20 protein-coding genes are annotated in these 18,214 nt (G+C 56.0%); 7 read left to right on the top strand and 13 right to left on the bottom strand.

What is annotated here, in order from left to right:
• Positions 1 to 67: 67 nt before the first annotated feature.
• The 4 genes from WLZ34_RS00405 to WLZ34_RS00390 form a co-directional block, all read right to left on the bottom strand.
• Entirely contained in the window at positions 68 to 1,330 is a 1,263-nt protein-coding gene (locus WLZ34_RS00405; RefSeq protein WP_434731425.1) for a hypothetical protein, read from the bottom strand.
• A 268-nt stretch (positions 1,331 to 1,598) separates the two neighbouring features.
• Complete coding sequence (gene hypD / locus WLZ34_RS00400) at positions 1,599 to 2,747, bottom strand: hydrogenase formation protein HypD (RefSeq protein ID WP_434731424.1); 1,149 nt, start codon at positions 2,745 to 2,747, stop codon at positions 1,599 to 1,601.
• A gap of 48 nt (positions 2,748 to 2,795) precedes the next feature.
• Complete coding sequence (locus WLZ34_RS00395; protein ID WP_434731423.1) at positions 2,796 to 3,413, bottom strand: nucleotidyltransferase family protein; 618 nt, start codon at positions 3,411 to 3,413, stop codon at positions 2,796 to 2,798.
• A 24-nt stretch (positions 3,414 to 3,437) separates the two neighbouring features.
• On the bottom strand, positions 3,438 to 4,100 hold the full coding sequence (locus WLZ34_RS00390; RefSeq protein WP_434731422.1) for a DUF47 domain-containing protein: 663 nt from the start codon (positions 4,098 to 4,100) through the stop codon (positions 3,438 to 3,440).
• Between the two features lie 141 nt (positions 4,101 to 4,241).
• On the opposite strand from WLZ34_RS00390, the gene WLZ34_RS00385 reads away from it, so the two are divergent.
• Together WLZ34_RS00385 and WLZ34_RS00380 are read left to right on the top strand one after the other, a co-directional pair.
• Positions 4,242 to 4,913, top strand: coding sequence for a bacteriohemerythrin (locus WLZ34_RS00385; protein WP_434731421.1), 672 nt, complete (start codon positions 4,242 to 4,244; stop codon positions 4,911 to 4,913).
• Positions 4,914 to 4,981: 68 nt separating this feature from the next.
• Positions 4,982 to 6,289, top strand: coding sequence for a hypothetical protein (locus tag WLZ34_RS00380; RefSeq protein ID WP_434731420.1), 1,308 nt, complete (start codon positions 4,982 to 4,984; stop codon positions 6,287 to 6,289).
• 18 nt (positions 6,290 to 6,307) lie between these two features.
• On the opposite strand, the gene WLZ34_RS00375 is transcribed toward WLZ34_RS00380, so the two are convergent.
• The 4 genes from WLZ34_RS00375 to WLZ34_RS00360 are packed head-to-tail and all read right to left on the bottom strand — an operon-like array spanning position 6,308 to position 10,710.
• Complete coding sequence (locus WLZ34_RS00375; RefSeq protein WP_434731419.1) at positions 6,308 to 7,264, bottom strand: ROK family protein; 957 nt, start codon at positions 7,262 to 7,264, stop codon at positions 6,308 to 6,310.
• The gene (metG, locus tag WLZ34_RS00370) at positions 7,236 to 8,777 is read right to left on the bottom strand and encodes a methionine--tRNA ligase (RefSeq protein ID WP_434731418.1); all 1,542 of its coding nucleotides are present in this window, start codon (positions 8,775 to 8,777) and stop codon (positions 7,236 to 7,238) included. Before metG ends, WLZ34_RS00375 begins: the two co-directional genes overlap by 29 nt.
• 50 nt (positions 8,778 to 8,827) lie before the next feature.
• On the bottom strand, positions 8,828 to 10,342 hold the full coding sequence (locus tag WLZ34_RS00365; protein WP_434731417.1) for a B12-binding domain-containing radical SAM protein: 1,515 nt from the start codon (positions 10,340 to 10,342) through the stop codon (positions 8,828 to 8,830).
• On the bottom strand, positions 10,342 to 10,710 hold the full coding sequence (locus WLZ34_RS00360; RefSeq protein ID WP_434731416.1) for a hypothetical protein: 369 nt from the start codon (positions 10,708 to 10,710) through the stop codon (positions 10,342 to 10,344). Before WLZ34_RS00360 ends, WLZ34_RS00365 begins: the two co-directional genes overlap by 1 nt.
• Positions 10,711 to 10,791: 81 nt before the next feature.
• Here WLZ34_RS00360 and WLZ34_RS00355 point away from each other — a divergent pair, with 81 nt between their 5' ends.
• On the top strand, positions 10,792 to 11,637 hold the full coding sequence (locus WLZ34_RS00355; RefSeq protein ID WP_434731972.1) for a M55 family metallopeptidase: 846 nt from the start codon (positions 10,792 to 10,794) through the stop codon (positions 11,635 to 11,637).
• On the opposite strand, the gene WLZ34_RS00350 is transcribed toward WLZ34_RS00355, so the two are convergent.
• From WLZ34_RS00350 to WLZ34_RS00340, 3 genes are all read right to left on the bottom strand, one after another.
• Entirely contained in the window at positions 11,617 to 12,471 is an 855-nt protein-coding gene (locus WLZ34_RS00350; RefSeq protein WP_434731415.1) for a hypothetical protein, read from the bottom strand. The genes WLZ34_RS00355 and WLZ34_RS00350 overlap by 21 nt on opposite strands.
• A 14-nt stretch (positions 12,472 to 12,485) precedes the next feature.
• Positions 12,486 to 14,120 (bottom strand): hypothetical protein, encoded by a 1,635-nt coding sequence (locus WLZ34_RS00345; RefSeq protein ID WP_434731414.1) that lies wholly within the window; start codon positions 14,118 to 14,120, stop codon positions 12,486 to 12,488.
• Positions 14,121 to 14,191: 71 nt separating this feature from the next.
• Entirely contained in the window at positions 14,192 to 14,473 is a 282-nt protein-coding gene (locus WLZ34_RS00340; RefSeq protein ID WP_428726459.1) for a hypothetical protein, read from the bottom strand.
• 135 nt (positions 14,474 to 14,608) lie between these two features.
• On the opposite strand from WLZ34_RS00340, the gene WLZ34_RS00335 reads away from it, so the two are divergent.
• From WLZ34_RS00335 to WLZ34_RS00325, 3 genes are all read left to right on the top strand, one after another.
• Positions 14,609 to 14,887, top strand: coding sequence for a hypothetical protein (locus tag WLZ34_RS00335; RefSeq protein WP_434731413.1), 279 nt, complete (start codon positions 14,609 to 14,611; stop codon positions 14,885 to 14,887).
• Positions 14,884 to 15,654, top strand: coding sequence for a hypothetical protein (locus WLZ34_RS00330; RefSeq protein WP_434731412.1), 771 nt, complete (start codon positions 14,884 to 14,886; stop codon positions 15,652 to 15,654). Before WLZ34_RS00335 ends, WLZ34_RS00330 begins: the two co-directional genes overlap by 4 nt.
• Positions 15,655 to 15,733: 79 nt before the next feature.
• Complete coding sequence (locus tag WLZ34_RS00325) at positions 15,734 to 16,147, top strand: CopG family ribbon-helix-helix protein (protein WP_434731411.1); 414 nt, start codon at positions 15,734 to 15,736, stop codon at positions 16,145 to 16,147.
• A gap of 1 nt (position 16,148) precedes the next feature.
• On the opposite strand, the gene WLZ34_RS00320 is transcribed toward WLZ34_RS00325, so the two are convergent.
• Together WLZ34_RS00320 and WLZ34_RS00315 are read right to left on the bottom strand one after the other, a co-directional pair.
• Positions 16,149 to 16,547: a metal-dependent transcriptional regulator gene (locus tag WLZ34_RS00320; protein ID WP_434731410.1), complete on the bottom strand. Its 399-nt coding sequence runs from the start codon at positions 16,545 to 16,547 to the stop codon at positions 16,149 to 16,151.
• Positions 16,534 to 17,331 (bottom strand): thioredoxin family protein, encoded by a 798-nt coding sequence (locus WLZ34_RS00315; protein WP_434731409.1) that lies wholly within the window; start codon positions 17,329 to 17,331, stop codon positions 16,534 to 16,536. The genes WLZ34_RS00320 and WLZ34_RS00315 overlap by 14 nt, the downstream gene beginning before the upstream one ends.
• Before the next feature lie 84 nt (positions 17,332 to 17,415).
• On the opposite strand from WLZ34_RS00315, the gene WLZ34_RS00310 reads away from it, so the two are divergent.
• Positions 17,416 to 18,162, top strand: coding sequence for a MarR family transcriptional regulator (locus tag WLZ34_RS00310; protein ID WP_434731408.1), 747 nt, complete (start codon positions 17,416 to 17,418; stop codon positions 18,160 to 18,162).
• Positions 18,163 to 18,214 lie beyond the last annotated feature (52 nt).

Here is an 18,214-nt window from a genome sequence, read left to right as displayed (position 1 = left end):
CGAGAGACAGCTTGAGGGCTTCCAGGCGGCCTAACTACTTGGTCGGGCAACCTACCTATCCTCTTGTTCACCGCCTCCTCAGGTAGTAGACCGCCGTGACGCCGACTATGGCTAGCCCTACGGCGATTGCCACTAGCCCCACGGTCTTGGCGGCCTCAGGGAAGATGGCGAGGTAGGCCGCGGCAGAGAGGGCTGCGAATAGTAGGGTGGTCAGCGACGTGAAGAGCAGGGAGAGCTCTGTCGGTACGCCTTCCTTGACGAGTAGGTTGTAGACCCAGTTTGTGAGGGTGAGTCCAAAGAGCAGGAGTATAGACCCTACGGTGACTGCCATAACGACCTCTGCCTTAATACCTAGGAAGTCTAGTGCTACCACGATAAACGCGACTATGACCGGCACCACCGCGTAGACCTCCGCCAACTCGAGGGGTATCGATGTGGCGCCTTTGAGCGCCGAGATCTTGCTCTTGACAAACACGGAGAAGACCAAGCCCACAGCCGCTATGGTAAGCGAGACGGCTACCCTGGTGATGACGTCGGATATAGTGGCGAGAACAGGGTAAGACGAACTCGCCAGGTAGACTCCGGCCGATAAGGATAGGAGCGTGACGAGAACCTTGAGGGCCAGCGTCACGGAAGTCTTGATCTCGCCTCTCCACTCCGTGTACGACGCTACGTAGTCGCTCAAGAGTAGTGCGAGAAAGGACCCCGCAATGGTCACCGTGGCTAGTAGCAGCGCTAGGGGGAGATACGTCTGGAAAGAGTCCAAGACTACAGTACCGCCTCCCGCGACGTCCACGCCCAACCCGACTATTGGTACGGCGATGAAGAACATCCCGGTGTACAAGACGATCTGCGCCAGAACCCCGTACTTTGTCTGAACCCTGCTGACAACCCACGATGCTACCGAGTAAGCGCCGACGAGGACGGTGATCAGGGTCACGATGACGAGTAGGCCGGCGAGGACTCGGCTGATCGCGAGCATCACGGCCTCCGAGCCGACAACTAGCGGGTGCTGGCTCCCGGAGACGAGTAGCCCGTAGTAGATGCTGTAGGTGATGACTACCGAGAACAGCAGCCACCCTATGAAACTGCCCACGCTACCGCCGCTCTCGTACAGCCTGTTGAACAAGGGGTACTTCCTCATTTTCCACTTCACGTAGAAGTCGATCGCTAGACTAACTACGACTTTCAAGAAGTAACCTACCAGGTAGCCGATCACAGCGACAGCGAGGAACACGAGGGCGTTCGGAAGGTAGCCCGTGAGCCTGGTGAAAATTCCCGTGATCAGGTCGTAGAACTGCCCTATAGGGTCAGGCGACATCGAGACCACGTCCACAAATATGACACAAGCTGGTGGTAAAAATAAGCTTAACCAGAGACGGCCTTGCTAGTAGTAGACCTGCTCGTAGCAGAGTTGTGTTGCGACGTCATCGATGGGATTAATGTAGGGAGGCCTCTACAGTAGTGCGAGGAGACGAGGACCTAGAGAAGCTTAGCTCGTATTGCGAAGAGGGCTCATTTCAAAACCCTGCTCGTTGCCTGCTCTGCCACCTTTGGCTTGGAACACCCAATAGTACGAGGCTCTCGCGAATCATTCTCTACTTGTTTTTAAGCAGCGTGCTACTTATTGCCGGCACGTTCTCGGCCCAGATCCTGCACGTCCCCTCTACACTCACCATGCAGGGACCGTACGGGTTGCCCGGCTTACACGCCTTCATGAACAGGGGGCAGTCTAGAGGTGTTGCGAGCCCCAGCGTCACCTCGGGGCACTTGCACCCGGGTAGCTTGTCGTCCGCAACCCTCTCTTCCAGCCCGAGCCTCGCGTTGGCGTCGTGTTTCTTGAACTCCTCTCTGTGGACCGCACCGCTCGAGGGGATCACTCCTATCCCCCGCCAGTAGGCGTCTACCACCTTGTAGGCCCGCGACATAGCCTCTTTAGCCCCGACGTTCCCCTCCGGCTTGACCACCCTCGTGTACTCGTTGACGATACTGGGTCTCCTAGCGTTGATCATCTTCAGGATTAAGAGGACGGCGAGTAGCACGTCGAGGGGCTCGAAGCCCGCCACAACTGTTGGGACTCCGAACTCCTCGGGTAGGAACGACCAGCTTCTCCAGCCGATCACGGACGAGACGTGTCCTGGCGCGATAACGCCGTCTATACGGGCCTCGGGGTGCTGTTCTAGCAAGAACCTCATAACGGGCGGTGTAAGCCTGTAGGCTGGGAAAATGAGCAGGTTCTCCGGTAGGTTACCCCGAACGAGCGGTACAGCGGTCGAGGGCATTGTAGTCTCGAAGCCTACCGCGAAGAAAACGAAGGTCTCGCCCTTGTTCCGGTAGGCTAATTCGACGGCGTCGTTGAAGCCGTAGACTACTGTGACCCTGCCGCCGTACGCCTTGGCGTCGTAGAGACTCCTCGGTTGTTTGAGGCTCGACCCAGGCAACCTGAAGCTGTCGCCGTAGGTCAGGACGTGGTAGCCCTCGAGGGCTAGCTTGACGAGCGTGTCGACGTAGTACCCCGGAGTTATGCAAACGGGGCAGCCCGGCCCCGCGATGAGCTTGACGTTCTCGGGCATGAGGCTCCTTATACCGTAGTGGGTGATAGTCCACTCGTGCGTCCCGCAGAAGTTCATGATCCTTACTTCACGCCCCACCCTAGAGGCCTCCTCTCTTATAGACTCTACGACCTTCTTCGAGCTGGCGGACCTCTCGTATAGCAGCTTAATCCTCGCGTCCACAGGCGAGGGCATGGAGGCCCCGGACCTCTGTTTAGTACGTCTCAAGTCACCACATTAAAGTTAGACCCACGCCTGCTCTTTAACTCTGTTGAGGTCTGTTATAGTGTCCAAATCTAGTAGTATCGAGGGGTAGGGGAGCTCGACTTCCCTGACCTCGAACCAAAAGTCCCTCACTACTCTCTTAAGTCCCCGGGTCTCCTCGTCGATACTCATGAGGTAGGGTATCACGTGCGAGGAGAACAGTATTGGGTGCCCTCTCCTCTTCTGGTGCGTCGGGACTACTATGTTCCAGCCGAACTCCTCGTGCTTGTCTATAAGGATGTCGTAGACTACCCCGGGGATCCAAGCAGCGTCGCCGGGCGACACTAGGACGGCCCTTAGGCCCCCGTACTTACGGAGAGCGTACTCGAGCCCAGCCTTGATACTCCGGCTCATCCCCTCCTTGTAGAAGGGATTCTCGACCACTTCGACTCTACTGGTAGAGCCGAAGTAGTCCTTTAGGAGCTCTGCTACAGCCTCCCTCATGTACCCTACTACGACGACTACTTTCTCTACTCTGCTGTCGAGCGCGGACCTAACAGACCTCGCTATGAGGGGGTCGCCAGAGTACCTGTACAGTAACTTGTTCCCGGGGAACCTGGTGCTCTCCCCGGCAGCCGTGATGAGGGCAACGTACATGGCTTCGGCACGACCCTGTATATTCTAGAGCCTCCTGCTGAACATCAGCTTCAGTATTACCCCCACGTCCTCGCACACGTCCGTAATAGACTCGAGGTCGTCGACCAGCCCGGGGAGTATCACACACTTCGGTGACAGGGCTGCCACACACTCTTTGTACAGCTCCTCGAGTATCTTCAACCTCAAGTCGTCAACCTCTTTCTCGAGCTTCTCTACGTTGCCCAACCTCTCGAGCGAGCTTGTCGCCCCCTCGATCACCGACTTAATCGTGTCAACCAGCTCGTTCACCGCCTTGCGAGAGGCCTCAATGATCGTCTTAATGTCGCTAGAGTAGGGCTCGTCCACCCTCAGGCCTCCCTTCGTGTAGGCCAGTATCCTCTTGGAGGCGGACTTGCTGAAGCCGGCTATGTCGTCAACGAGCGTGACCATCTTCAACAGGTCCTCCCTATCGATCGGGTGTACGTACGCCATCCTGAGCTCGGAGATTATCTCCCTCTTCAGCTTATCGGCCTCTCTCTCGAGCCTGTACACTTTCTCGAACAGGCTGTCTAGCTCGGGAGAGCCCACCAGCGAGGCGGAGAAGAGGGTCTCGAGAGCTACTACCGTCTCGAGGACTTTAAGAGCGTGGTCCACTATCTTCAACTTTATTAAGTCGACCCTCCTCTTCCCGGTGCCGTGCTCACTCATCTCAACACCTTAGATATGTGATGACTATAAGCGTATTAAGCCTAGACTAAAACTTTAAAAGGGGGGCTCTACACCCCTTTCACACAAGCGGTGCCCTCTATGTCCTGTATAAGGTTTAGAAAGCGGGTTGTTAGCCCGTTTTTGAGCATCGAGGAACTCGTCCAGTTCTACGAGATCAGTTTGAGGAAGTTGGTCGAGACGCAGAACACTGAGTTGATCGAGCACATAGTGAACGAGGAGTCGAACACCCTCTTAGTCGTGAAACAGGGTGGTCACACAGCATACATGTTGAGTACAGACGACAAGGTACTCGTCGAGGGGCTGAGCGAGGAGGTATGTAGTGAGGGCCCGAAGGAGTTGATGGTCTACGATGCCAGGCCCCCCTTTACAAGCCACGAGCGGGTGTTTGCTTTAGGACTGAGGGTCTTAGACGAGGTTCACACAGAGATGTTCAGGCTGATTAGAGACATTTTCGACAAAATCATGGAGGGGGACATAGAAGGTGCAGGCAGAGATCTCCAGACGCTAGTCGACCACACGAGGAACAGGCACTTCAAGCTTGAAGAGGCCCTCATGGTAAAGTACGGTTACTTCCGTTACGACAAACAGGGCTACGACAACCACTTGAAGAGGCACGCGGAGTTCCTGGACGCACTTAACGACGTGATATCGGATTACAGGAGAAAAAATTACCGCGACTTCTTAATCGACTTCATGGGGTTCGTAGACGAGTACTTAAGGTACATGTCGTTCGATGACAAAAAGCTGGCCGTATATTTGGCGAAGGTCTGCGGCGCAAACTGCACGGTCTAAACTCTAAACTATATTAAACTATATTTAGTTTTCCAGCCAAAATCATGTCAAGACCGAGCGGGAGTTCCATGAGCGAGACTGTTAGAGACTACGCGCTGGTCGAGGAGTACGTAAGGGGTATGAAGTTCGAGAAGATCGGCAAGGGCCTGTTCGTGCTACCGGGGCTACTCCTATTCCCCGCCTCCGTGGGATTGATCGCCGAGCTAGCCTACTTCATCACCTCGAGCTCTGTGCCTTGGCTAGTCCTGGGAGCCCTCACAGTCATGTTCACCGGCTTCCTCGTGTCGTCAGCCGTCGCGTCTTACACGCTGCTAAAGAAAGCCTCTCTACACTTCTACGACAGCGCTGTAGTTGTCTACTACTGGTCTAGAAAGGAGAACTTCGAGAACGTGCTTAATTACCTACAGGAGAGGAGGGAGGTTAGGAGCCTGCCCTCCCCTGTAACTGGTTTACTCCTCAGCTTACTAGTCGGCGGGATAGGGTACATAGCGATCCTATACTACGTGGAGAAGAGTATTAGAGAGCACATTAGAGTTGAAGAGAAAGCCCTGTTCGGGGTGTGGACGATCGAGCCCGTCAGCCCTGGGGACCTCGTGAGAGACGTCTTTTTAACGGCCGCGACGCTCGGGCTATACCTCTCCTACTGGGCGTGGAGAGTCGTCTCGCTCTACAACGAGCACGTTGAGGAAATTCACGGTCAGCACCCAAACCCGCCCTCAAGGAGGGGGCTATTAGGGGTAGACCACCCGGACTTAACGCTGAACGGTGTCCTCGGGGTTGTTCTAGCAGTGGGAGGGCTAGACGCCCTCTTAGCGTGGTTAGGCCTGTACGCCCATGTCCACTTCGCGGTAGTACTCGGGCTCGCGCTGTCCTACACGGGGTTGAAGCTCTCGGACAAGCCCATCAGAGGGCTCGCGGTTAGCTACGGCCTTATCTACTTAGGGCTGGCGTTCTCCACGCTCGTGGGGTTTGCCGGCTATACAACGTACACAAACCTGGCAAAGCTCTTCGAGTCGTTGGCGAGTGAGGCTTACAAACTCGGCTTTCTCGGCATCCTCTTCTACATTTTCCTCAACAACTTCTCCATAGCTATGTCCTCCACCCCGCCCCTACTAGGCCCCCTCGTAGTGGGCTACGGCCTGTCTAACAGTGGCGTGATATACGGGGCTCTACTAGCCAGCGGCGAGGCCACGCCACTACTTTTCATAATGCCGCACACCCCCATCGAGCTGCTCGGCTACGCCGTATTCACCGTGGCGTCAGCTCAACTTTCGGGCGGGAAAGGCTCTCCATGGAAGACCATCGTAGTGGGCTCGCTAGTCCTGCTGGCGGCAGCCGCCGTAGAGACGTCCTTGATAGCGAGCCGCCTACACTAGGCGAACCCGGAGTCAAGCCTAGACGGGCCTGTAGACAGCTAGCGCTAGGGCGCCGTACAGTACTACGTCGTCCCCCAACTTCGTGGGGGCTATGACGGGAGGTCTCACCACAATGTTCTTTTTAACGATCTCAACGACGGGCTGGTAGAGTAGGTCGGTGTTGTGCAGGAATACGCTCCCTCCGATCGATACGTACTCCGGGTCGTACGCGTTTATCACGCTGGCGAGGCCCGCAGCGCTCGCCTTGACTATCTCTTCGACGATCAGCCGGCCCAGCGGGTCGCCTCTCCTGGCCGCCTCGAATACCTCGCGCGGCTCTAAAGACCCGCTCGCGGCCTTCTCACCGATAACAGACACCTTTACTATCGAGGGATTCCTCTCGGCAACGTACTTAGCGAGCCTGGGTATGTTGGCCCCCCCAGCATACGCCTCCCAATGGCCGTAGCCTCCGCAGCCGCACCTGAGGCCCGAGTCGTAGTTTACGACTATGTGCCCGATCTCGTGCGCGTTACCGTCCTTCCCTAGTATGACGCGGCCGTCCACTATGACCCCTCCCCCCACGCCAGTGCTTATGGTGACGTAGACGAGGTTGTTGTAGCCCACGCCCCCTCCATAGTACTTTTCGGCCAGGACACCGGCCACAGCGTCGTTCACCACGTACACCGGCCTGTTGAAGAAGTCTTCGAGCGGCCTCTTAAGCTCGAACGTCCCCAGGGGGAGGTTTGGGGTGTTCACGACAACCCCCCGCCTCATGTCTAGGGGGCCGATGGTGCCGATGCCTACGGCCTCGACCCTCTCGCGGTACTCCTTGAACTCCTTCTCGAACGTCCGGGCGACCTCCTCTGCGACTGCCAGCCTGCCGCCCTCGCGGGGGGTCCTAACAACTACCTTCTTGACAAACACCTCGTCGACGGCGACGGCGAGCCTGGTCCATGTCGCCCCTACGTCAACCGCTAGGTGGACTCTCCCCACCACTTGGAGACTCCCTTCTAGCCTGCACTTTCCTGAACAGTATGGGGGCTTCGACTATGTTGTACCTCTCCACGCTGCCCACCCTGAAGTCGCGTGGGGACACGAGCTTGAAGCCGAAGCTCTCGGATATCACTGTCGAAGCCCTCGGCGTTACGGGTGACAGCATGACGGTCACGGCTCTTATGCCCTCAAGGAGGCTGTAGAGCTCCTTGCTCGGGTCGCTCTTCTCCCAGGGCTTGACCTCGTTTATGTAGGTGTTCAGGGCTTTACCAAGCTCCTGGACTTCCGAGAGCGCTCTGGAAACCTCGAGGGACTCCATGTCTTCAACGTACCTGCCCAGGGCTGTCTCGATGCTCTCCTCTATCTTCTTGTCCACGTCCCTCCTGTACACCTTCCCCTTCACCTTCTTGGCCGCTAGGACCCCCACCCTCCTTACGAGGTTACCGTAGGTGTCGGCCAGCTCAGAGTTGTATATTGAGTCCATTAGGTCTATCGTGACCTCCACGTCCTTGTCTAAGTTGAACAACTTCATCAGCACGTACCTGGCTCCGTCGCTCCCGTTGTACCTCTCCACGAGGAACTCGATGGGGATCACGTTGCCAGCGCTCTTCCCGATCTTTAGGCCTCTGTTTATCAGGAAGGAGTGTACGATCAGCCTCCTGGGAGGGGGTATGTCGAGGGCTTTCAGGAGGGAGAACCACACCACTGTGTGGAACCACAGTATGTCCTTCCCTATGACGTGGTGCGCCCACGGCCAGTACCCCTGGAACCGGACCTCGTCTGTCATGTATCCTATCCCGCTGACGTAGTTGAGCAGAGCGTCGAACCAGACGTAGATGGTGTAGTCCGGGTCGAAGGGAACGGGTATGCCCCACGCGACCCTGTCTTTCGGCCTGGCCACGGAGACGTCTCTCAGGCCCTCGGCCTGGACGCGGTTCAATACCTCCTTGGCGTAGGATGGCGGGTAGACGATGTCGGTCTCAGACAGCGTCTTAGTAACGTAGTCCTTGAACTCGCTCAGCTTGAAGTAGTACGTCTCCTCCTCCAGCCACTCCAGGGGCTTGTTGTGTATTGGGCAGTGAGGCTTGTCGTCGACCAGTACGTACTCGCCGGGCGAGTAGTACCTCTCGCAGTCCACGCAGTACCAGCCGGCGTACTTGGCCTTGTAGATCAACCCCTTCTCGTGGAGCCTCTTGAAAGCCTCCGACACGACCTTCTCGTGGTAGCCGTCCGTCGTCCTTATGAAGTGGTCGTAGCTTATGTTGAGCATAACCCAGTACTGCCTGTAGACACCGGCCATCTTGTCTACGAACTCCTTCGGGGTAATACCCTCCTTCTCGGCCGCCCTCTGTATTTTGAGGCCGTGCTCGTCGTTGCCCGTCAAGAAGAAGACTTTCCTACCCACCAACCTGTTATACCTGGCAAGGACGTCCGCGTAAACGGTCGTGTAGGCGTGCCCTATGTGAGGGGGGGCGTTAGGGTAGTATATCGGCGTGGTGATGTACAATCTCTCCATCTACTCCACCGTTGTCTTGTAATCGTTGTTTGTGATAGATATCGACGAAATTAGCTTTTTAACTGATACTCTAGGCTCTTAATGAACTCGTCGGCCCTCCTGTTCACGTACCACACGAAGTATCTGAGTATGAAGCGCAGAGGCGCGTGGAGGGGCGAGGAGAAATAGTACTTGTTCATGATCTCCCTCGCCCAATACGTAGTGTGCTTCAAGGTCTTGTAGAGTACCTCTATGTGCTCCCTCTCTACGTGGTCTTTCAAGAACCAGTCGCCCTTCTTGAGGGCGCCCATCGGTACGAAGAACATGGGGACTATGATGCTCCTGTAGGCCCTCAGCCTGTCCAGCAGCTCGGAGGTCTTGACGACGTCGTCGGGCGTCTCCTCTGGGAGCCCCAGTATCAGGGTCGCGGCAGGGATTATGTTGTTCTCGTGCATTATGCGGAACGCGTCCTCGACTATATCAGGCCACATCTCCGGCGGGTACGGGGCAGACTTGCCTATCATTATCTTCTTGGCCAAATTGACGCTCCCGGTCTCGATCCCCACTTCTACGCCGAGGAACTTCCTGCCGCTGGTCAGCACGTAATCGTTCATGAGCCTTGAGATCAAACGGTGCTCTTCCTCGGCGTACTTGATAGCCGCCAGGCTAGCGTGAGACCAGGCGAAGCTGCCGTCACCCACTTTCTCGAGCACCGCCTTGTGGAGCTTGATAAGGGGCTCCGGCCTCGGCTTAACGCCGTCTGCTTGGTACAGTAGGACGTCCTCGCTGTGGAGTATAACGCCCTTCACGCCGTTCCTGACGTTAACCTCGACCTCGGCCAGGATCTTGTCCAGCGGGATGAACCTCAGGGGTCTCAAGGTGACACTACAGAACTTGCACCCGCGCGGGCAACCCCTCATTATCTCGACGAGCCCGTTCACGCTGGGGGCCTTAATGACAGGGATCTCGTCGAGGCTGGGGGAGTCGGACGGACCCACGTAGACGTACTCCGGTAGCTCCTCGTTGTTAAGCGCCTTCTCGACCAGCTTTACCACAACCCTCTCCCCCTCCCCGTCAATCACCGTGTCGACGCCCCACTTCTTCCAAAGGTCGAGCTCCCAGAGCCATTGCCAGGCGGCGGGCCCGCCCACGATGAACTTGACCCCCTTCTCTTTAGCCCTCCTCACAGGCGGGCTCTCCATGAGCCGCTTAAAACTCCTCCTGTTCACCGGCTCTAGGCCGGTGATACTCCACCACTCGCTGCTCGGGGGCCCGTATGCGAAGTAGTCGTGGTGGCTGAACATGAGGACCTTCATAGAGTCCAGGTGCTTCCCCAGGTAGTCGGGGTCGATAATGGCGGCTTTGAACCCGGCTTCGACGAGTTTGGCCTCGACCTTCCTCATCCCGTAAGGTGCCTCCAGGGGCTTGCCCTCCTCGTCGACTTTAGGTCTTGGCGCCGTTATCCAGAGCCACACTTTCTCCGGAAGAGCTATCGGAGGGCCGGTCGCCACGAACCCCAGGAACTCTTTACCGTGGTGGTTGGTCATCATAGTTCTGTCTGTTGTGAGGACCACGTCGTAGCCCACTAGACCACCTCTACCTCGGCGTTGTAGAAGCCCTTCAGTAGGTTAGCGCACTTTTCGCTGGCCACAATGATGGGTATCCTTGCGCCGGTTATAAGCGTGCCGAGGTTCTTTAAAGCGTCCTCACAGCTCTCGACCCTCACCCTCTTGATCGATAGCGTTAGAGAGATGTTGCTCGAAATCATGTCGCGGTAACGCTCGTAGAACTTAACGTGGTCGAGCTTGGTCAGGAAGACCAAGTTGAACCTCCTGTTCTTCTTGGCAACCGCGATCCTTGAGAGCGCGCTGTAGATCTCGATAGGCGTGACGTCTTCGTTGTCGACGTCTAGGACTACCACGTCTAAAGCCCCCTCAAACAAGCCCTTATACAAAACTCATCCTCCTGAGTGAACGCTAGGTTTGTTTTTACCTATATATTCTAGACAATTAATAAGAGTTTAAACGTGGTGTATATGAAGGCGTACGTATCGATAGACCTAGAGGGGCTGCCCGGCATCGCCTCAACCACTATGACTAGCCCCGAGAAGACGCAGTTCTCGACGGCTGTCAAGGTCATGACCAGGATATCCGAGTTCGTCTCCAAGAGACTACTCGAGCTGGGTTTCAGCGAGGTGTACTTGGCAGATAGCCACGGGCTAATGACGAACATAGACTACGCCTCTGTCCCCGACGGCGTCTACCTCGTACAGGGCTACCCACGACCATACTCGATGTTGACCATGCTAGACGGGAGCTTTAGCGCGGCCTTGTTCATAGGCTACCACTCAGCGGCCGGGACCACGAAGGGCTTCCTAGACCACACGATGAGTGGAAGGGTATTCTACGAGGTGTACGTTAACGGGGTTAAGGCCAGTGAGTTTTTGATAAACTCCCTCTACGCGAGGGAGAAAGGCGTCCCGGTCATCCTAGTGGCGGGCGACGCTCACTTGAGGAGCGAAGTAGAGACCCTTTCCACGAATATCGTATTCGTCGAGCTGAAGAAGGGGCTCTCCCGGTACGCAGCAGTCTACCCGTCGCTGAGTAGAGTACTAGACGAGCTAGACAGGGGTCTAAGGACGGCTGTTGACAGGTTGAAGAGCAAGCACGAGTTCAAGATACTCCTCCAGCCCCCCTACACTCTCGCGGTGAAGTTCAGGGACAACCTAGTGGCCGATGTAGCCGAGATGACGGGGGCAGAGAGATTGGACGCATACACAATCAAGAAGACGTTTGGGAGCGCTTCGGAGATGCTGGGGTTCATCGAAGTACTGGCGTACCTCGGTCTTGGAGTTGAGTACTTAAAGAGCTCGATCAAGTGAGCCGAGTTCCCGGTCTAGCCCTAATTTTTTACCCAGCTCCCCCAGTCTATCTATCACACTAGACCTCAGGGCTGAGAACTCCTCGTGGCTCCTTGATTCGCTGGCGAGAGAGCGGAGTTGCGAGAGGAGCGCGCTCACCCCCCTGAAGACCCTGGTAGACACCTCCTTATCAGACTCCACGGCTTCAAGCGCCTTGTTCAGCACCTTGTTTAAGAGCTCGCTCATCCCTGCGAGCAGAGTCCTGTGGGCGAAGAGACTCTTCGGGGGGTAAGAGAGGACGACCGAATTCAGCATCTCGACGAAGACCTCTAGACAACACACGTGGCAGCCCTCGGGCTCGACGACCGAGATCACCTGTGCGACTCTATCGAGTCCTAGAGTGGTTATGGGCCCGTTGGCGACAAGCCTGACCAGCTCGGCAGCCCTCGCTTCCTCGGCGTTCGACAGCTCGCAGGCCCTCTTCAACAGGTCTGACGCTATGTGTGCCGCCTCATCGCCCAATCCCAGGAACGGCATTAGCTCTATCAACGACACATACCCGTAGACGTCGTTGAGCTTGCCCTTTCTAAAACTGTCGATTATCACCTCGCTCTTGACACTCGCCTCGACCCAGTCGAGGAGATCTGGGTCGACAGCGCTGGCGAGCAGCTCCAGGAAGATGAACGGGTCTAGGTTGGACTTGAGAGCTCTTAGGAGCTCGAGGCCTCGAGCCGTATCGTTCAGTAGGAGGTGTCTTAGGGCTCTACCGGTCTCTACGATGTCGCAGCCCCCAGCCCTGCACTCGAGGGCGAGCTGCCACGGGTTATCTCGGGCCTTCTCGAGTAGGTTGCTCATCCAGGCACCTCTTTTCAAGCTTTGATTTCGAGTCTATTTATCGCTATCGAGGGTGCTGTAGCCCCCCGTAGCTTGTTCACGTTTAATACAACAGAGCCCTTCTTAGACCTAACGACTACTCTTGTGAACAGGCTCGTTGTAAACACTACGTTCGCCAGGACTATGCTCGCGTAGAACTTAGAGTAGAGAGTGTTCGTGTTGAGAGGCGAGTCGTCGTGGTCGATGTAGCCGCACACAATATTGCCACGGCACACGTTGAAGGTCTGCCACGCGTTGAACGCCTTTCTGTCTGCCGTGAGGAGGAGTACGACCTTCTGTTGTAGGTTAGACGACTCAACGGCAACCGAGGCCTCGCAAGGCTGGGATATAGCTGGTAGGGTCTTCGCTTTGTAGTGGTACTTGATCTCCTGCAGAACTCTGTTTGCCATGAGCGCCATTATATAAGAGAACCTCTCCACAAGCGTCTCAGAGGTCGAGGATGTGGCGGCTATCTTCCCGTTCACCTCCGCCTCCGCGCATATGGGGACGTACACCTCTACGTTGGGTACGGGGCTCCACGGGCTGCTGTTCCTAATACTCGCCTTGAGCAAGCTCATGTGGAGGCCCTGGTAGAACATGTTGGTGTCCGGTAGGACGGCCACGTTCCCGTACTCCTCCCTGAGGTGTCTGATAAACGCGTGGAGTTTAGTCCTCTTGTAGCTCTCCAGACCGAGCTCCTGGCTCATGATGTTAGAAACCACTAAGTCGGCTGAGCCTGTCAGCCTCTGCAGTTGCTTGAGGATCCTCTCAATAGACCTTGCCTCCCCCTCCTCCCCGACCTTCTTGGACACAACGTCGTAGATGGTTCTCCAGGAGTTGTAAAGGAGCTTCGAGGTCTCCTCGTCCGGGCCGACCGACGTCTCTACGCTGACCAGCCTCTTCCTCTCGTTTTCTATCTCGTCCTGTACGTAGAACTCTACAACGTCTGGGTCTCTCTCGGGGCTCTCCTTCTTGTGCCCGTCGAAGACCTCTACTATCCTCCTGTCCGAGAGCGAGTTTATCAACTTGGATATCGCGATGTATATCCCCCTAGTACCCTTCCACTCTATGATTTTCGGCGGGTCCGTGACCACCTCCACTCCTTTCCAGCCCGCTCTGTTAGACCCGTAGACGTGGACTTTGTGGAGCCACCTGGGGTTCCCCGGGTACGCCGGCACTCCCTGGAGCGGGATCGTGGTCACCACGGTTAGGTAGGTCGGACCGTTGTCTAGCTGGAGGTCTTTCAGAGCGTAGTAAGTGGCGGAGGCTAGCTCGCCGGTCGTCATAGTCAGGTCAACTATCACTTTCTCCTTGTTGTGCCAGCGCACGACCTCGAGGACGTTCCTGATGAGGAAGGAGTTCTCGAAGATGTCGTCCTTCAACAAAGACCTCTGGAACTTGTAGTCCCCTATGTACTTTATGTTTATCTCCTTCTGTATGTGCTGGAGGCTCTCCTCTACTATGTTCGCTACCTCCCACCTCGTCAAGAAGATAAACCCGTCTACCCCTAGCTCCTCGGTGAGCCGGCCTGTGACCGTGGCCGCGTTCCAGGGTATGAAGTTAACGGGCACTATGGCGGGAAAGCTGACGGTTTTAACAAAACTGCTAATACCCTCTATGACGTTGTCCAAGTAAAAACCACCACTATGCTATCAAGTCATTTTCCCTTAATGGTTTAAGAGTCTTAAAAACAGTCTCTAGGTCAAACGGGCTCGGCGTAAGCCCCTAGCTTGCTCAGCAGAGACTCGTCTATGTCCAGACCCAGGCTTGAGTCGTAGTCGACCCTCAGCTCCTCGGCTACGACCCTCTTAACCACCTCTACGTAGATGAGGGTCAGCTTGTCCTCCGCCGTCAACTCGCCTTTACTGTTAATCTCGGCCTCCTTCTCGATGGCGTCCTCCAAGAGCCTAAGGTAGTAGAGGTCCATCTGCCTGAGTAGCTCCCGCCACCTCTCGACGAGGTACATCTTGGCCATGCCAATCAACGCGTAGCACCATGCTTGAATCCACGCTGGACTCTTTTAAAGCGGCTTGAAGTAGGATTAACAGAATAATATCCCGATATTAATCGGGTTCCCGATATAAAGGCGGATTAACGGGACATGATTTACGGTGTCGTGGTGAGGCACGTAACCATATCCGTGACCCTATCGCCCACGAGGGACCTAGGGCGGCTGGTGATCACGCTCAAATCGATCGTTGAGGTGCTGGTAGCCAGAGGGTATAGCGTTGACCTAGTCTACTTCTACAATGGCAGCGAGGACGTACTCATGGTAAATGGCGTGGCTCTCAAGCCTGGCGGCGAGATCGAGGAGGAGGTTGTAGGCGTCATAACAAACTATTTAGTCACGGAGACGGTATACACTAGGTGGTGGCCCAGAGAAAAGGTGGCTTCATGAGTTTTACGGGGCCTCACCATCTTCTAGGCGTCCTCGTCTTACTCCTGGCCGTGTTACAGCTGCTGCCGGTTACCACGGGCGGTTCCCCCGTGACGCTGGCTTCATGCCAGTTAAACACGCTTAGTGAGAGCTACCTGGCATACGTCGACCTGGACATCGACTTCTTCGGAGACTACGGCGTACTGGCCATGTTCTTCACGGAGAAGGGCGTGGAAGCCTACGGGGTAATCTTGATGAAACCCCCGGGGGAGGGCATTGAGGCCTACGCAATGGCCGGTGACCAGAACAACTGGTACTACGTAAGCACACTCAGCGGGAGCAGGCTCAACGTTACACTAGTCTTGGACCTGAACTACAGGCTGCTCAAGGTGGTCCTCAGCAACGCGTCGAGGTACTTCGACGTCAAGACGATCATCACCCCGAGGAGCTTCGTCGTCTTAGCCTCGAACGTGACGGGGGCGAAGAGTCCGCCACCCGTTGTAGCTCTCGAGGGCTACGTGGTCTACGCCTCTAACACCTCGCTCCTGAACGTCCTAGACCCCCTCCACCCGACAGTACAGAACTTCACGACGCTCTGCGGGAGCCTGACGCCGGTGTTCACAAGATCGGAGTCGCCGCCCGCGGAGGAGACGACCACGACAACAACCTACGTCCCGCCCGAGGGGCAGTTCAGGTGGACAGTTCTCTTGGTCCTCGCTGTACTCGTAGTCGTTATCGCCCTCTTCATCCGACTAGTGGCAGGTGAACGTGGATCCCCCGGTCCGTGAAGTCATCACATCTCAGGTAGGAGGGCTCCGGTCATCTCCACTCTTAAGTTGAAAAATATTCGGTTCTATAAACATTGGTATGCCGAGGGGTGTCGTCTTTACGGCCTTGAAAATCGGCGTCTACCTCCCCGAGGATATAGCCGAGAAGCTGATCAAGGTAAGGGATGAAAAAGGCCTAAGCCTCAGCAGGATCGTACAGCTCGCCCTCTACAACTACCTGGCCGAAGAGGAGTTCCTGAGGAGCGACAACGTCACAGCGGTTATAGGGCTCCTCTACGACCACGGCATGGACCGTGCCGACGTCGAGTTGACAGACATACAGCACCACTACCTAGGCCTGGTAATCTCTGCCACCCACATCCACCTTGACGAGAGGAACTGCCTCCTCGCCATATTCGTCCGGGGGAAAGGCGGGGAGGTGGCCAAGCTCTTCGAGGAGTTGAGGAAGGTTAAGGGTGTTAAAAGCGCTAAGCTAATGACTTTACTCGCGTGACTTACCCCTGCTCTCGTGACAGCTTCTTCACGAACTCGGTTATCCTCTCGACTGTTTCGTCGTGTAGTAAGTGCTCGATTCTACACGCGTCTATCTCGGCTATGTCCCGGGGTACCCCGATGTACGTCAGGAACTCTGTTAGTACCTGGTGTCTCTCGTATATCCTCTTGGCTACATCCAGCCCCTTCTCCGTCAGCTTTATCTCGCCGCCCTTCTTGTAAGTGATGTAACCCTGCTCAGCGAGCCTCCTGAGAAACTCCACAACACTACTAGGCGACACGCAGAGCCTTCTAGCGAGTTCCCTGACTCTCGGCTTACCTTTTAGAGACAGTATGTAGATTGCCTCTAGGTAGTCCTCGGCACGCGCGGTCGGGTTGCCCGCAGGCCTACTTCTTTCCACTAGTATCCCCCCTCTTGATCTTCCTCTCCGCTCTAGCTAACACCTTCGAGGCCTGCTCTGGGGGCACGTAGCCGGGTATTATCTCGACGGGTTCTGCACCGTATTCGTCGTAGTCCTCCATCTTGTTTATCGTGACGTAGGGTACGGCCTGGACGCCGTACATGTCGGCCTCGTAGGGTAGCTCGAGAGCCTCTATCGTCTCAACCCATATCTGCTTGTTTACCAGGGCCATTTGGTTGAAGTAGTCGACGACGATCGGGCAGTACGGGCACTCGGGGGTGACGAAGATCTTTACGTGGAGCGGGGTGTCAACACTCTCCACGACCTCCTTTACTTTGCTGGACAGCTTCACCTCCCCCGTCGCGATGTACTGGTGTACGTATATGAAAGGTGCGAACTCCTGCCCGCTCGGTAGCCCGTAGTACCTGATATTAAGCCCGCTGGACCCGTAGATAAAGGCTGGCAGGTACCTTGGTCTCAGGTCCTTCGCGTTCTGCTTCTCGACGACCTCGAAGCTGAGCGCCCCGCTGCTGATCTTGGACAGCTCTGTCGCTAGCATCCATGCCTCGCCACAAGTCGGGCACTCCTCTACCACCGCTGGTTTTAGGCTGAAGTAGGCGTGGTGATGGTGGTGATGTTCGTGTTCATGCTCATGTTCGTGAGTATGTTCCACAGCCTCCTTCAACGATAGCACTACCAAGTAGTCCTTGACGGGCCTGCTGAACGTCTTGAATATCTCTTTCAGAGCCTGCTCTGTCTCCTCGTCGAATAGCTGGGAAGGCATAAGCAACACCGTTCTGCCAACCTAACTAAGACGATAAAATTGCTTTATATATTTAGGTGTCAAAACAATAGAGATCACGGCGTGATGGACGATTTGGGCAAGGACGAGACCTTAACTGCCAAGATCCTCAGGTTCGTGATGGAGAACCCGGGTGTATCGGTCAAAGACGTAGCCGGCTACCTCGCTATCTCCCCTACCCTCGCTAGGAACGTACTCCAGAGGTTGAGGGACAAGGGCCTTGTACGAAAGGAGGGGAGGGGCTTCTACATTACTCAGAGAGGGGAGTGGTTACTATCGAGGACGAAAACCAGTAGAGTCGAGGAGGTGGGGAGGGAGCAAGTCGTGGAACCGCCAGCTGAAGCACGGGTACCAGAGACGAGTGTTACAGAGACGCCTAGCGAGGAGAAGTGGAGACTACTCGAGGAGAGGATCAGGAACCTCGAGGAGAGGTTGAGGAGGGTCGAGGAGATCGTGGCGAAGTTTGCTAAGGCTAGCGAGCAGAGCGGAGTACCCGAACCTCCTAGAGGCGAAGCGGAGCGGGGTAGACAGCTGCCGAGGCCGCCGAAGCCTGTGATGAGCGTCCAGGAGGCCCTAGCCCAGTACCCGGGTATGCTGGAGCAGTGGAGGATCGAAGGAGCTGTGGTCCAGGTAGGGAACCTTGTCGTTGATAGGAGGTTCCTGGCCGAGTTCTCTAAGAAGTTCCCCTTGTCGGTGGAGGATGTCGAGAGGCTAGACCCCGTAGAGAGAGCGCTTTTCGAGGAGCTTAGACGAGAAGCCCTAGTAATCCTCCACAGCGGGAGGGAGTACAGGCTGGTGAAGAACTTGGGCTAGAAGTCTACTTCTTGTCGCTGAGCGTCTTCTTGGCGTGCTCTTTCAAGTTTGG

The sequence above is a fragment of the Thermogladius sp. KZ2Tp1 genome (assembly GCF_051131135.1).
Classification (GTDB): Archaea; Thermoproteota; Thermoprotei_A; order Sulfolobales; family Desulfurococcaceae; genus Thermogladius.
Note: the sequence above shows the minus strand (reverse complement) of the source record. Positions and strands in the feature narration are given on the sequence as shown.

Bases quoted from the DNA above. Each gene is read 5' to 3' on its own strand.
- WLZ34_RS00310 (WP_434731408.1), top strand. From the start codon at position 17,416: ATGGACGATTTGGGCAAGGACGAGACCTTAACTGCCAAGATCCTCAGG.
- WLZ34_RS00355 (WP_434731972.1), top strand. From the start codon at position 10,792: ATGAAGGCGTACGTATCGATAGACCTAGAGGGGCTGCCCGGCATCGCC.
- WLZ34_RS00380 (WP_434731420.1), top strand. From the start codon at position 4,982: ATGAGCGAGACTGTTAGAGACTACGCGCTGGTCGAGGAGTACGTAAGG.
- hypD (WP_434731424.1), bottom strand. From the start codon at position 2,747: ATGCCCTCGCCTGTGGACGCGAGGATTAAGCTGCTATACGAGAGGTCC.
- WLZ34_RS00315 (WP_434731409.1), bottom strand. From the start codon at position 17,331: ATGCCTTCCCAGCTATTCGACGAGGAGACAGAGCAGGCTCTGAAAGAG.
- WLZ34_RS00325 (WP_434731411.1), top strand. From the start codon at position 15,734: ATGCCGAGGGGTGTCGTCTTTACGGCCTTGAAAATCGGCGTCTACCTC.
- WLZ34_RS00390 (WP_434731422.1), bottom strand. From the start codon at position 4,100: ATGAGTGAGCACGGCACCGGGAAGAGGAGGGTCGACTTAATAAAGTTG.
- WLZ34_RS00330 (WP_434731412.1), top strand. From the start codon at position 14,884: ATGAGTTTTACGGGGCCTCACCATCTTCTAGGCGTCCTCGTCTTACTC.
- WLZ34_RS00395 (WP_434731423.1), bottom strand. From the start codon at position 3,413: ATGTACGTTGCCCTCATCACGGCTGCCGGGGAGAGCACCAGGTTCCCC.
- metG (WP_434731418.1), bottom strand. From the start codon at position 8,777: ATGGAGAGATTGTACATCACCACGCCGATATACTACCCTAACGCCCCC.
- WLZ34_RS00350 (WP_434731415.1), bottom strand. From the start codon at position 12,471: ATGAGCAACCTACTCGAGAAGGCCCGAGATAACCCGTGGCAGCTCGCC.